Annotated in this window: 12 protein-coding genes; 1 reads left to right on the top strand and 11 read right to left on the bottom strand. The window is 39.6% G+C overall.

Features of this window, described 5'->3' with window-relative positions; translation table 11 throughout:
- The first annotated feature begins 75 nt into the window (after nucleotides 1-75).
- Nucleotides 76-849, top strand: coding sequence for an energy transducer TonB (locus G3I01_RS02170; protein WP_219550654.1), 774 nt, complete (start codon nucleotides 76-78; stop codon nucleotides 847-849).
- On the opposite strand, the gene queG is transcribed toward G3I01_RS02170, so the two are convergent.
- The 11 genes from queG to nrfD form a co-directional block, all read right to left on the bottom strand.
- Nucleotides 846-1,772, bottom strand: coding sequence for a tRNA epoxyqueuosine(34) reductase QueG (gene queG, locus G3I01_RS02175; protein ID WP_219550656.1), 927 nt, complete (start codon nucleotides 1,770-1,772; stop codon nucleotides 846-848). The two genes, G3I01_RS02170 and queG, sit on opposite strands and share 4 nt — an antisense overlap.
- Nucleotides 1,773-1,904: 132 nt before the next feature.
- On the bottom strand, nucleotides 1,905-2,993 hold the full coding sequence (locus G3I01_RS02180) for a ScyD/ScyE family protein (RefSeq protein WP_219550658.1): 1,089 nt from the start codon (nucleotides 2,991-2,993) through the stop codon (nucleotides 1,905-1,907).
- A gap of 286 nt (nucleotides 2,994-3,279) precedes the next feature.
- Nucleotides 3,280-4,383, bottom strand: a complete 1,104-nt coding sequence (locus G3I01_RS02185; RefSeq protein ID WP_219550660.1) for a nickel-binding protein — start codon at nucleotides 4,381-4,383, stop codon at nucleotides 3,280-3,282.
- Between the two features lie 117 nt (nucleotides 4,384-4,500).
- Entirely contained in the window at nucleotides 4,501-5,844 is a 1,344-nt protein-coding gene (locus tag G3I01_RS02190; protein WP_219550662.1) for a cytochrome P450, read from the bottom strand.
- A gap of 147 nt (nucleotides 5,845-5,991) precedes the next feature.
- Nucleotides 5,992-7,014: a Holliday junction branch migration DNA helicase RuvB gene (ruvB, locus tag G3I01_RS02195; RefSeq protein ID WP_219552748.1), complete on the bottom strand. Its 1,023-nt coding sequence runs from the start codon at nucleotides 7,012-7,014 to the stop codon at nucleotides 5,992-5,994.
- Between the two features lie 136 nt (nucleotides 7,015-7,150).
- Nucleotides 7,151-8,974 (bottom strand): cbb3-type cytochrome c oxidase subunit I, encoded by a 1,824-nt coding sequence (locus tag G3I01_RS02200; RefSeq protein WP_219550664.1) that lies wholly within the window; start codon nucleotides 8,972-8,974, stop codon nucleotides 7,151-7,153.
- A 24-nt stretch (nucleotides 8,975-8,998) separates the two neighbouring features.
- Complete coding sequence (locus G3I01_RS02205) at nucleotides 8,999-10,180, bottom strand: cytochrome c oxidase subunit II (RefSeq protein WP_219550672.1); 1,182 nt, start codon at nucleotides 10,178-10,180, stop codon at nucleotides 8,999-9,001.
- Nucleotides 10,181-10,213: 33 nt separating this feature from the next.
- Entirely contained in the window at nucleotides 10,214-11,617 is a 1,404-nt protein-coding gene (locus tag G3I01_RS02210; RefSeq protein ID WP_219550674.1) for a quinol:cytochrome C oxidoreductase, read from the bottom strand.
- Nucleotides 11,618-11,635: 18 nt separating this feature from the next.
- Nucleotides 11,636-12,337, bottom strand: coding sequence for a cytochrome c (locus G3I01_RS02215; RefSeq protein ID WP_219550678.1), 702 nt, complete (start codon nucleotides 12,335-12,337; stop codon nucleotides 11,636-11,638).
- A gap of 12 nt (nucleotides 12,338-12,349) precedes the next feature.
- Nucleotides 12,350-12,871, bottom strand: a complete 522-nt coding sequence (locus tag G3I01_RS02220) for a DUF3341 domain-containing protein (protein WP_219550680.1) — start codon at nucleotides 12,869-12,871, stop codon at nucleotides 12,350-12,352.
- A gap of 5 nt (nucleotides 12,872-12,876) precedes the next feature.
- Nucleotides 12,877-14,691 (bottom strand): NrfD/PsrC family molybdoenzyme membrane anchor subunit, encoded by a 1,815-nt coding sequence (nrfD, locus tag G3I01_RS02225; RefSeq protein ID WP_219550681.1) that lies wholly within the window; start codon nucleotides 14,689-14,691, stop codon nucleotides 12,877-12,879.
- Between the last annotated feature and the right edge of the window lie 30 nt (nucleotides 14,692-14,721).

The raw sequence follows: 14,721 nt of genomic DNA on the forward strand, positions 1-14,721 counted from the left end.
TGAACAAAAGCTTCTATGGCTTTTAAAAATGATTCTGATAATTTCCACTAGCTTTGGCATTCTCGAAATCACCCGATGAAAAGAATATTATTTTTAATTGCAATCTCGATTGCCAGCACCTGTATGGCTCAGAATCTAAGCATTAATGATGTAGATACGCCGCCAAAACTCGAAAATGAATGCCTGGAAAATAACAATGTACATTGTTTCACAGTATCAATTAGCAAATTCGTAAACCGGAATATGGATATTAATAAACTCCGTAAATCCAAGGTTACAGGAAAGGCATATGTACAATTTACTATTACCAAAGAGGGGGAAGTTGTTAATGCCAGGGCCAGATCTAAATCTGATATACTTGCTGAAGTGGTTACTGAGGCGATACAGAAATTACCAATAGCAGAAGTTGCTAAAAAAAATGGGCAGCCTGTGGAAATAAGTTATACCCTTCCAATTTCCTTTAATACCTTAACTATCGGAAAAAAGGAAGCTGTTTTTGAAGGTAACAGCACTAACAGCGATTTTGCAAACCTAACCAAGGCAACGCATGCACCCAAATTCCAAAATTACGAAAGGGCCTTAGAAGCTATAGAGACGAAATTAAAAGCTGATCTTAGGCTTCAACTTCAAAAGATGAACTTTAAGGACGAAGACATCAATAAGCTGAAGGTGACTTTTGTGATCACTCGCGATGCGAAAATGAAAAATATTCTTGCTATTACCAGTAATACAAGGCTTCGTAATAATGTGAAAAGATTGCTTGACAAGCTAATAATACTGGAACCAGGTCTAGATGATGAAAACAAACCGATGGACTTAAGGGTAATATATAATTTCGAGAAGAGTTAATCCTTTAGAAATTCAATATTCCTCTTTAAACCTTCAAATTTTGTCCGTTTTACGGCAGATTTCCGGAATATCTCATTAAAGGTGTCCCGGGTGATCTCTTCCCAGTCCTTTTTCTCATTGGAGAGAAGGTCGGGATGTGGATTAAATAATGGTTCATTGTGAGGTTTTGAAAAACGATTCCATGGGCATACATCCTGACAAACATCGCAACCAAACATCCAATCATCGAATTTATTCTTATAAGAATTTGGCAATTCGTCCTTGAGTTCGATAGTGAAATAAGAAATGCATTTGCTCCCGTCAACTTTATAAGGTTCTACAATGGCGTTGGTGGGACAGGCATCTATACAGGCAGTGCAACTACCACAATGATCGGTTACCGGGGTATCATATTCCAGGTCAAGATCTACGATCAATTCTGCAATAAAATAAAAGGAACCTGTCTGTTTTGAAAGAAGATTGGAGTGCTTTCCTATCCAGCCAAGTCCGCTTTTTGCAGCCCAGGCTTTATCCAGAACAGGAGCGGAATCTACAAAAGCCCGGCCATGAAAATCTCCAATTTCATCCTGAAGAGCAGATAATAATTCTTTAAGTTTATCCTTGATCACAAAATGATAATCCCTCCCGTAGGCATATTTACTGATCTTGTAGGAATCCTTATTCTGAAGTTCATGTGGATAATAATTCAACAAAAGGGAGATCACACTTTTTGAACCAGGTACCAGTTTAGTAGGATCAAGACGCTTATCGAAATAGTTTTCCATATAGCGCATTTCCCCATGCAAATTATTATTTAGCCAGTTCTCCAGTCTGGGAGCTTCTTCTTCGAGGAATTCAGCTTTAGATATCCCGCATGAAAGAAAGCCGAGGCGTTTGGCTTCAGACTTTATAAATTCGGTATTTGCAGATATATTCTTTTGCATGGATTTAGCAAATATATAGGAATTGATTTCAATTCCCCATGGATATGATTCTAAAAGAAAAAGCCTGCATTTGCAGGCTTTCTATCCCAATTAACTAAATCTAAAAAGTAGCAGAACGAATAGGTTATTACTTTAAATACCAAATGGCTGACTACTTATATTATCAACCGTCCAGATCTCACCCGTAAGTGAAATTATATAGGCCTTGTTTTTTACGATCTCCATTGAAGTTGGCCTATCAAGATTCTCAGCTACAATGCTAAAGGTTCCATCATCCATCACTTTCACAAGTGAACCAGTCTCAGGTAAGGCCGGTGATCCTTCTCCTTCTTCATTCCAAACACCTTGTGAAAGCGCAAACAAACTTCTACCTCTTCCAAATTCAACATCAACTAATAACCTGGCTCCAGAAGCAACCATTGATTCTTCCCCGGTAACCGGATCTAAGCTTACGATTTTACCAAATTCAGGTTCATGAGGCACAGGTCCAGCCTGAGCCATATAAACTGTAGCTCCCCATACATCAAGCCCGGTAGGCACTATATTATCAAATTCCCAAAACACCGAAATATCCCCTTCTTCAGAAACAAAAAGAATCCGGTTATGATGGCCATCAGCAACCAGAAAACCTCCCTGATATGCTTCTATTGAATATTGCACTCCCAATTCTACAAAATAATCTGTCGACGGAGGATTCTCCAGGGAAAATTGCCCAATATCAGCTATCAATGTAAAATCGCTATATCCATCTATACGATAAATACCAACTTTGTCATCTGTTCCAAATTGAGGGCCCACCAATGTTACAATTGCATAGGCAGTATCGCCATAAAATACAAGATCGGTAACTCCATCAATCCCGATAATAGATGGCGGCAAACCACTTGCGAATATGGAGACTTCCCCACTTTTAAGATCAACACGAGAAATTTGACCTATTGCGCCTTCTGCCACGAATAAATCTCCGCCTGGGCCAATAGTACTTCCTGAAGCTCCCTGAAATCCCGAGAGAAAAAGTTCTGGTGATCCCGGCTCTGAAAGGTTACCGGCTTTAGCTTTGAAATCTGCATTAGTATCTGAAGTGAATTCACTTTCAGTGGTTTCGGAACTACATGAAATAAGCAAAAAAGACATCAGCATCACATGAACAAAAATGCTTTTCAAGAGTAATTGGACAAATTTGAATGAGGCTTTTGATAATGGTTGGTTGTAATTTTTCATAATAAAAAATTTAGTTTGAATTCAGTGAATACCGGTCTAACTCAATATTAAAATTGAGGTTAACCATTAATAAATCAAGGCTATTATCAAATAACCAGTATTATCATATTAATCTATTATTCTAAGTTCTTGGAGCTCCAATCAAATGGTTTACAATTCGACTTTTCCTGAAGAATCTTGAAAATTCCCGAATTGATAGTTGAAGTTAGTTCAGGAATTGTTTTTAGGGTATAACAAAAAGTTCAAATATTGGAACAAAAGGACCGAAGAGTAAATTTCTCGTAAATTATGCTGATGCTCCACTAAAAACATGAGGTTTTAAACCAAATTTTTTCTGAAAACATTTCGTAAAATATGAAGGACTATTGAAGCCACATGCAAAAGAGGTTTGCGCAACATTTAGGTCTTTATCGATCAATAATTGCCGGGCCTGATTTAACCTGAAATCCCGGAGTAACCTGTTAGAAGAGGTCCCGGTTACATCTACACATCTGCGATATAATTGAGATTTACTCATAGACATTGCCTTATAGCAGTCTTCGATCTCAAAATCTGAATTCTGCCAGTTTTCAGAAAGAACCTTTATAAGACCTGAAACAAATTCTTCATCGGCTTTTGAAAGGCTTTTCAGAGAAGGATTGGCAAGTAAAGATTTCTCATTTGCGCATTCCAATAAATTTCGAACGGTTCTTGAGATATAGCCTTGATTATCTGAAATATTACAGAGAAATCTGGCAAACTTTAAAACAGAACCGAATAGCTCTTCACCTTTTTCTACAGGATTACCCGCATGAATACCTATTCTCAGGTCCAGTTTTTGAATTTCAGATTCCAGAAAGAAACGAATATCTATTGCGCACATAGTAGCCTGAATCGCGGAAATAAATGTAGCCACGATCTCATCCCCTTCGTCCTCTGAGGCGACCCCCTGATTCTTGGTTATCATGTTTCGAATAATGCTATTTGCTTTCGAAATTAGCGAGGCACATTCTTCCTTGCCCAGTTCATGTGATAACCTGATCTCGTCCTTCATTTGTACGATTAGAATTACTCTGAAGGCGGGATCATTGAAAACCTTAATTTTTTGATCGATGATATAATCCACCACCTCGGGATCATGAATTCTTCCCAGAAAAGCCTTTATCACCCGGCGGTCTACTTCAATAATCTCGTCTGGCAATTGTTCATGGGCGCTTTTATGCAATTCATAAACAGCATTCTTGTTTGGAGCTTCAATTAAACAATAGGCATTCCCCCTAGGCTCATCTATCCAGTAAGTCAAACATTTACAATGAAATCTATCCTGATAACGAAGATCAAGCTGATGGGCTAATGCCACATCTTTGGCAGTGAGTCCCTGGCCTATGTGAAGATCCATGTATACCGGCATAGATATAATATTTTAAAATTAGCTTTAAATAATCCGGTAGGTTAGAATATCCTTAAAAATAATTTTAATTAGATACTCCTTCAATAGGGGTTATCCCTTTAATTTAATTCCATTATTTCAAGAAAATCGGGTACGTTTTTCAAATTTCAAAACAGCATTCTTTGGCTTTAACGTAATAAGCGGTTTTATTTCAATGGGAGCAGAAACTGGTGAGATTTTGTACTCCAAAATCAGCTCGGTTATTGCTATGATCATCTCGAACATGGCAAAATTATTCCCTATGCATTTCCTGGGGCCTGCCCCAAAAGGAAAATATTGCGAGGAATACTTCCTGCTGTTTCCATCAAATCTATCAGGTTTAAAATCCTCAGGATCATCCCAAAGATCGGGATGCCGGTGAATTTCATACAGGGAAAACAACAAATTAGAACCGGGTTCAAAGTATTTGCCTTCAAATTCATCTGCCTGAACATTTACACGGTCTATAAAATAAGCAGGAGGATAAAGCCTCATGGACTCTTCTATTACCTGTTGCGTAATCAACGCTCCTGTTACAATAGTCATAAGATCATCATGCTCACTTATAAGTGACGTGATTTCCTGATATATCTTTTCCTGCCATTCTGGATTTCTAGCTAAAAGTTCACAGGTAAACGTAAGAGCATTAGAGGTTGTTTCGTGTCCAGCGGTGAATAAGATCAGGATCTCATCGATCAATTGTTCCTCATCCATGAAATTCCCATCCTCATATTTAGATTCCAAGAGCATATCCAGAAGATCATCAAATTTTTCATCTGACTCCCTTCTTTCCTGAACGATACCTTTAAGGATTTCTCTCGCTTCCGCAGTCAATTTAAGGTAACTGTCTATTTTCCCACTCGCTTTGAACCACCAGCCAAGATAAGGTTGCCGCAATTCCTTTACCAGCATTTTCTGAGTCTCTTCTGTTATAAACTGCAGCCTGTTGATCTCCTCCTGGTTTGCCGCACTACTAAAAAGTGATTTAACTACCGTCTGAAAAGCCAGGTCATTGAAAATTGGAAATATATCGATCTCTTTAGCCGGAGTGATTTTTTCGTATTCCAGAAGAATGGCCTCTTTAATGGCAGCCAGAAGATTGGTAAGTTTCTTCTTATGAAATGCCGGCTGAATGAGTTTTCGTTGTTTTTTCCAGTGCTCTCCTTCTGAAGTTAGTAAACCTTCACCCACATACTTAACGAGGTCTTTAGTCTGTATCTCAGATTTCACAAAATTCTTCTGGTTCTTTTGCAAGGCATATTCGAGGAGACCGGCATCCCTGGAAAATATTACCGATTTACTAAAACCGATGTTCAATCTAAAAGTATCTCCCTTTTCCTGAAAATTCCTGGAATGAAAAGGCAATGGATTCTTTAAAATATTAGCAGAATGCTTAAGAAATTTAATCAAGGAAACTTCAGGGATCTTTCTATTCATAGTCATTTTGCATTCTCTTTTTTAATTCTATTCCTTCAGGAACATACAGTTCTAAGGATCCTTCAAGGTAGATTTACTGGCAGGCTGAAACTCCAAAATCACAGGGTCTGCAAGACAGAAAAGTAACAGAAATAAATCCTTTACCAAAAAGGTCTAAAATAAACCGCCCTGGGTACTACCCTTTATTCTTCCCAGATGCTTGTATGCATGTTCGGTCACCTCCCGGCCGCGAGGAGTTCTGTAAATAAACCCCTGTTGAATAAGAAATGGCTCATACACCTCTTCTATAGTTTCTGCGCTTTCGCTTACAGCCGTGGCAAGAGTGGTAATTCCAACCGGCCCACCTTTGAATTTATCAATGATTGTAGCTAGGATCTTATTATCCATTTCATCCAGGCCATGTGCATCAACATTCAGAGCTTTCAAACCAAACCTGGCAATTTCAATATCTATCTTTCCATTCCCTTTTATCTGAGCGAAATCACGAACCCTCCTTAGCAGAGCATTAGCAATCCTCGGAGTACCCCGGCTTCTGCCGGCAATCTCAATGGCAGCATCCTGAGTGATAGGAACCTTTAAAATGTCTGAGCTACGTTCTACAATACCAGAAAGTAATTCGGTGGTATAATATTGAAGTCTACTAGAAATACCAAACCTAGCCCTCATAGGAGCTGTAAGAAGACCTGACCTGGTTGTCGCTCCTATCAGGGTAAAAGGATTTAAATTGATCTGAACCGTCCGGGCATTTGGACCCGTTTCGATCATAATATCTATTCGATAATCCTCCATCGCAGAATATAAATATTCTTCAACGATGGGGCTTAATCTATGAATCTCATCTATAAAAAGGATATCTCTTTCATCAAGATTCGTTAGGAGCCCTGCAAGATCTCCAGGTTTATCCAGAACAGGACCCGAGGTGATCTTAATACCTACATTCAACTCATTGGCCAGAATATGTGCCAAAGTTGTTTTACCTAATCCCGGAGGTCCATGAAATAAAGTATGATCCAATGCCTCTCCTCTTAAATTGGCCGCCTGTACAAATACCTGAAGATTTTCAAGGACCTGTTCCTGTCCCGCAAAGTCATCAAACGTCAGGGGTCTTAAAGCTCTTTCTATATCAAATTCTTCCGGAGAAAAATTTTCTCCACTGGCATCGAGATTTTCGTTCATCATAAGATCTGTTATCCGGATTAATATAAGGAATATTACACAGGAATTCCGGCTAAATATGAACCCAAAGATAATTAAAAAAGCCTCTTCCGGTGAGGAAAAGGCTTTTCAAAAATCTTATATGTTAGGGTCTTGCTTAATGGTTCAGCTCTTCCTCTCCTTCTTGCAGAGGTGTGGTCTGAGAAACAAAATCCTGTCCTTTGATCACATACTCACCGTCTTCACCAGTCTTAGAGTAATCGTAAGCCCAACGATATACAGAAGGGATCTTACCAGGCCAGTTTCCGTGGATGTGCTCCACAGGAGTAGTCCATTCTAATGTATTCGATCTCCAAGGGTTCTGAACTGCTTTCTTTCCGAAGAAGATAGAGTTGAAGAAGTTGTAGATAAATACTATCTGTACAAGGGCAGTGATGATCGCAGCAACCGTAATAATCACGTTCACATCTGCATAGTCATCAAAGTATGGGAAATTTGTATTTGTATAATAACGTCTTGGAAGACCAGCTATACCAATAAAGTGCATTGGGAAGAAAACCCCATAAGCACCTACAGCGGTCACCCAGAAGTGAACATAACCAAGGTTCTTGTTCATCATTCTTCCAAACATCTTAGGGAACCAGTGGTAAACCCCGGCGAATAGTCCGTAAAGTGCAGAGATACCCATTACCAGGTGGAAGTGAGCAACCACGAAGTAAGTATCGTGCACGTTAATATCCAGGGTAGAATCCCCAAGGATAATACCTGTAAGACCACCTGTAATGAAAGTTGAAACCAGACCTATCGAGAATAACATACCCGGGTTCATCTGGAGGTTACCCTTCCATAATGTGGTTATATAGTTAAATGATTTTACTGCTGAAGGAATCGCAATCAGTAATGTTGTAAAGGTAAATACAGATCCAAGGAATGGATTCATCCCTGAAATAAACATATGGTGACCCCAAACAATTGTTGAAAGGAATGCGATCGCTAAGATCGAAGCAACCATCGCACGATAACCAAAAATTGGTTTACGTGAGTTAGTGGCAATAACTTCAGAGGTGATACCTAAAGCCGGAAGAAGTACAATATATACCTCTGGGTGACCCAGGAACCAGAATAAATGTTCGAATAATACTGGAGAACCTCCCTGGTGACTTAAAACCTCTCCTTTGATAAAGATATCACTAAGGAAGAATGAAGTACCAAAACTACGGTCCATTATAAGTAACAATGCCGCTGAAAGTAGTACCGGGAACGATACCACACCAATAATAGCAGTTACAAAGAAAGCCCAGATAGTTAGAGGAAGCCTGGTCATAGACATTCCTTCGGTTCTTAGATTTATTACTGTTACAATGTAGTTAAGAGATCCAAGCAAAGAAGATGCGATAAAGATAGCCATAGAAACCAACCAAAGAGTCATCCCTGTTCCCGAACCACTAATAGCTTCAGGAAGAGCACTCAATGGAGGATAGATCGTCCAACCGGCCATTGCAGGACCAGATTCAACGAAAAGAGAAGCCAACATGATCACACTAGAAAGGAAAAACAACCAGTAAGAAACCATGTTAAGGAATCCAGAGGCCATATCTCGTGCACCAATTTGCAAAGGAATCAATAAGTTTGAGAACGTACCACTCAAACCAGCGGTAAGTACGAAGAATACCATGATCGTACCATGAATGGTCACCAATGCAAGGTAGATACTTGGAGACATTACTCCGTCTGGAGCCCATCTCTCACCCAATAATGCTTCAAAGATCCAGAAAGATTGTTCTGGCCAGGCAAGCTGGATACGGAAAAGGATCGACATACCGATACCTATTATCCCCATAATAAGCCCGGTAATAAGATATTGCTTGGCAATCATCTTATGATCCTGACTAAAGATATATTTTGTTATAAAAGTCTCCTTATGATGATGTCCGTGATCATCATGGTGATCGTGTGCCGGTGCTGTTGCAATTGCTGACATATCTCTTATTCTTTAGCTTATTTTTTATTCGTTATCTACTACTGCCACTGCATCATCTTCCTGTGGCGTATTTTCTGTCTCCTGCTCTTCATCTTCAGATGCTGGCTGTTCTTCTGCAGCTTCTTCAGACTCTGCAGGGGCATTACTGTCTTCCATAGTACTGCCAAAAGTAGGCTGCTCTTCTAGCCATGTATTGAAATCTTCTTCAGACTCCACTATGATCTTCATCTGCATATTATAGTGAGCCTGCCCGCAAATCTTGTTACAAAGAAGGAAGTAATCAAATTCATAGCTATCAAGCGTAGGTTCTCCTTCTGCAATTAATGCCTCATTTCTTTCCCTTCTTTCTTCATTTACACTCTTCACTTTGTCTACCATATATTCACTCTCGCGCATTTCTTCAGTAGTAATGGTTGGAGTGAATCCAAACTGAGTGATCATTCCAGGAACAACGTTCATCTGTGCTCTAAAGAATGGGAAATATGCTGAGTGTAATACGTCCTGAGAACGGAATTTGAACAATACTGGCTTACCTACAGGTAAATGTAGTTCTGTCACGATCTTATCATCTTTACCATAAGAATCAGACTCGTCTACTCCTAACTGGTTTACCCCTTCGATAAAACGAACGTTAGCTTTTCCTAAGGTGTTGTCTTCACCAGAATATCTAGCTCTCCAGTCAAACTGGTATGCATACAGTTCGATAACCATAGGATCTTCTTCCTCGTTGATATTCATAATATCACTCCAGGTAAATAGACCATAGATGATAAGCCCTGCAAGTGTGATCACAGGAATGATCGTCCAGATGAACTCAAGCTTATCGTTATCTGCATAAAATAATGCTTTCTGAGTTTTCTTTCCTTTGTATTTGAATGCAAAGTAGTGTAGTAAACCCTGGGTAATGATCTGTACGAACATGATCAAACCAATAGAGATAAACATTAAAGTGTCATATTCACTACCATGTTCAGAAGCTGATTCTGGCAGATAGAATCTTCCATACTCCCAGAAACAGTAAACGGTAATTACGTAAAGGAAAATTACGAAAGCTAACATCAGGATACCCTGCAAGTTGTTATCCTTATCGTTTGCAATCTGAGAAGTATCGGCATCGGGTCTCTTAGATAACTGAAAGATCTTAGAGATCTGCCAACCTGTAACGGCCAGAAGTGCTAGTACTATGATTACTAAAAATACGGTCATTTTATAAGTTCTTCTTTAAACAATCAATCTTAATTAATAATGGTAATGCTTACTCTCCTTGATAAAAGGATTCCCTTTCACCAACAGTGGTGCTTTGGTAAGCGCATTAAATACTATAAAGGTGAACAATCCACCAAATAACAATACTGCACTTATTTCAGGAATTCCAATGAACCATGACTCTCCTACCGTAGCTGGCATCACCATCACATAAACATTCAGGTAATGACCACATAAGATAACAATTCCCGTCATGATCACGAACCAGTTCACTCTCTTATAATCACTATTCATTAGTAATAATACCGGGAAAAGGAAGTTGGTGATCAGCATTCCGAAGAATGGTAATTGATAATCTTCAATTCTCTGGATGAAGTATACTACCTCTTCAGGAATATTAGAATACCAGATCAACATAAATTGAGAGAACCAAAGGTAGGTCCAGAAAATACTGATACCGAACATAAACTTAGCAAGGTCATGAATATGACTATCGTTCACGAATTCAAGATATCCTCTTGATTTAAGGTAAATACTGATAATGGCAATTGTAGTAATACCAGATACGAACAGACTTGCAAATACGAACCATCCAAATAAGGTACTAAACCAGTGCGGATCTAAACTCATGATCCAGTCCCATGACATCATAGATTCAGTCACGATAAAGAACACTAGAAATCCTGCAGCAAGTTTGAAGTTCTTTTTGAAAATTCTGTTATCTGTTGCATCATCCATCTTAATAGAGTTCTTTCTAAGAAGTTGTCTGAACAATATCCAACCACCTAAATAAATCGCCGCTCTAATAAGGAAGAATGGCACATTAAGGTATGCTGTTTTATTCTGAATGATCTCATCGTGAGCTACTACTTCCGGATCCATCCACACAAAAAGGTGGTTTAAATGAAGACCTGAAAGAACAAGCAGAACAAATACAATGATCCCACCAGGAACAAGGTAAGCGGTGATCGCTTCCATTACTCTGAAAAGTACTGGAGACCATCCAGCCTGTGCTGCATATTGAATAGCATAGAATGCCAAGACTCCAAGAGATATCATAAAGAAAAAGAACGCAGCTACATAAAGTGCAGCCCATGGCTTATTCTGCAATTGATGCAAAATATGCTCGTAATGTTCATTATCATGAGAAGCTTCTTCACCATGCCCTGCTTCAGCGCCAGCTTCAGCATGAGCTCCTTCTCCATGAGAAGTTTCACTTTCGTATCCTTCTATATTTTCAACGGTTACATTCTCACCAGGAAGCTGTTCTACATTAATTTCTTCTCCATGCTCTTCCCCATGATGCTCAGATGCCATCATTTCTTTAACATCCTCAACAGTTTCTGGTGCAGCGATGAATCCATAAATGAGACCTATAGCCCCAACAATCATAAAAATGATTGCTGTTAATTTTAATTTACTGGATAGCGTATACATATCGATAGATCTAAATCTTTATTCTTGAGTTTCGGTTTGGTTGTTTTCGGTAGCCTGCTCAGACTCTACATCACCTGCGTCGTCATATAAATTTGCATCGGCTCTGGATGGCAATAAACTTTCCTGCACTTCAGATTCCTCCTCAAATTCTCTCTCAGGCTTCCCTTCCAATTCATCTTTCAGGCTCATCACATAGTGATCTATCTGCCAACGTTCTTTGATAGAAGTTTGAGAGGCATAAGATCCCATGTTGTTGATACCATAATACATTACGTGGTAAACACTACCTTCAGTAATCGCCCGACCTGCATCATCATAAGACGGGATACCAAGTATCTTCTCTCTTTCCACAAGGATACCTTTACCATCTCCTTTATCTCCGTGGCAAACTGCACAATAAATAGTGTAAAGGGATTTTCCTTCTGCAAGGTTATCCTCTGTATAAGGAATAGGATTGGTAAGGTTGGCTTTGGCCGCTTCATATCCCTGAGGATTATTCTCGTAATCGTAAGGTAACCAACCACGAGGAACAGTACCTTCTACAGGTAATTTAGCTTCCTGACCATTCTCGAATACCTCGTACTCACCATAGGCTTCGTAACCAACCGGCTCATACATATCTGGCATGTATTGATAGTTTGGATCCCCCTTGTCATTGCAGGAAACAACTGCAAATCCAAGCAGACAAAATCCTATAGTTTTATGGAACAAACTTCTCATTATCACTATTTATTATTCTATTAATTTAATTTCTGATGCTCCGGTCTTGTACAAGAAATCCGTTAAGTCATCTATATTATGATTGGCAGCATCAACTTCCATAAGAAACAGGTCATCTGTTGTTCTTACATCTGGGTTTTCAGCTTTCTTGAACGGCCATAATCTACTTCTCATATAAAAAGTAATTACCATAAGGTGGGCTGCAAAGAATACAGTTAATTCAAACATAATCGGTACGAATGCCGGCATGTTCTGGATAAAACTGAAACTTGGTTTACCACCAATATCTTGTGGCCAGTCTTCTATCATGATAAAGTTCATCATAGCTACGGCTACAGAAAGACCTACTAATCCATATAAAAATGAAGTGATGGCCAATCTGGTTGGAGCAAGCCCCATTGCCTTATCTAGTCCGTGAACCGGGAACGGGCAATAGATCTCACCAATATGATAGCGTGCCTCACGAATTTGCTTCACAGCCTGTAGAAGCAAATCGTCATCTCGGTAAATAGCGTGTAATACTTTAGATGCCATCCTGATTATTTATTTTTTAGTTTGTTTGCCTGTTCAACCCATCCTTCTCTATTCTCTTCTATAGGGAAGTTTTCGATCACTTCATCAAGCAATTCAAAATCCTGTTCTTTTAATTTACTTACCTGGTCGAACAAGTAGATACCTACCTGATGTAAATGCTGCTGAAGTAGCGGCCCTACATTTTTCAATTTGGTAAGATCTGACGCTTCCTGAGTCTTAGGGTCATAAGTTCCAATTCTAGACAGCATCTCATCGATACGATCTTTCATTACTTCAGAAACCACCATACCATCTGCATTCACAGTATCCTCATGAGGATGATCTGCTTCTACTTTTTTAGTATGCTCGGTATCTTCGATCTTATGGTGTACTCCCTCTTCTTCATTACGAACAGGGTTTCTACCTATTGTTTCAGGATTATAATGCAAAACATCATCTCCATGCTCAGCTCTTAATTTCTTATACTTTTCTCCGGAAGCCTTTAGAATTGTCTTCACCTCTGCCTGAGCGATCACAGGGAACGAACGTGCATAAAGAAGGAACAACACAAAGAAGAATCCGATAGTACCGATGAATATCCCGATATCTACAAATGTAGGTGAGAACATCGTCCATGAAGATGGAAGATAATCACGGTGAAGTGAAGTAACAATAATTACGAAACGCTCGAACCACATTCCGATGTTTACAACGATCGAAATAAAGAAAGAGAACATGATACTTGTACGCAGCTTCTTGAACCACATGAACTGTGGAGAGAACACGTTACAGGTCATCATACTCCAGTATGCCCACCAGTAAGGTCCGGTAGCCCTGTTAAGGAATGCATACTGTTCGTATTCTACACCAGAATACCATGCGATAACCAACTCGGTAATATAAGCAGTACCAACGATAGACCCCGTGATCATGATCACGATGTTCATCAATTCGATATGCTGAATAGTAATATAGTCTTCAAGATTAGAAACCTTTCTCATGATGATAAGCAAGGTGTTTACCATGGCAAATCCTGAGAAGATCGCACCCGCAACGAAGTAAGGAGGGAAAATGGTGGTGTGCCATCCCGGGATCACCGATGTTGCGAAGTCAAAAGATACGATGGTGTGTACAGAAAGTACAAGTGGTGTTGCCAATCCGGCAAGTACCAATGATACTTCTTCAAAACGCTGCCAGTCTTTAGCACGTCCACTCCATCCAAATGATAATATTCCGTAAACTCTTTTTGTGAAAGGTGTAATTGCCCTGTCACGAATCATCGCGAAATCTGGTAATAATCCAGTCCACCAGAAAACAAGTGAAACCGAAAGATAAGTAGAGATCGCAAATACATCCCATAGAAGCGGTGAGTTAAAGTTCACCCAAAGAGATCCAAACTGGTTAGGAATTGGAAGTACCCAATATGCCAACCATGGACGCCCCATGTGAATTAAAGGGAAAAGTCCCGCCTGCATAACCGAGAAGATCGTCATAGCCTCTGCAGACCTGTTGATCGCCATTCTCCATTTTTGACGGAATAAAAGTAATACGGCAGAAATTAGTGTACCGGCGTGACCAATACCTACCCACCATACGAAGTTGGTAATATCCCAGGCCCAACCTACTGTTTTGTTTAATCCCCAGGTACCTATACCTGTAGAAATTGTGTAAACTATACATCCAACACCCCAAAGAAAGGCCACAAGGGAGATAGCAAAAACTATCCACCAGGTTTTATTCGCCCTTCCTTCCACCGGAGCAGCAACATCCACAGTCACATCGTGATAGCTTTTGTTCCCGGTAACTAGAGGCTTTCGTATAGGTGCTTCGTAATGAGACATATCCTTATCTGATTGATTCTTAGTTATTCG

This window comes from Gramella sp. MT6 (genome assembly GCF_019357415.1).
In the GTDB taxonomy this organism is placed as follows: domain Bacteria; phylum Bacteroidota; class Bacteroidia; order Flavobacteriales; family Flavobacteriaceae; genus Christiangramia.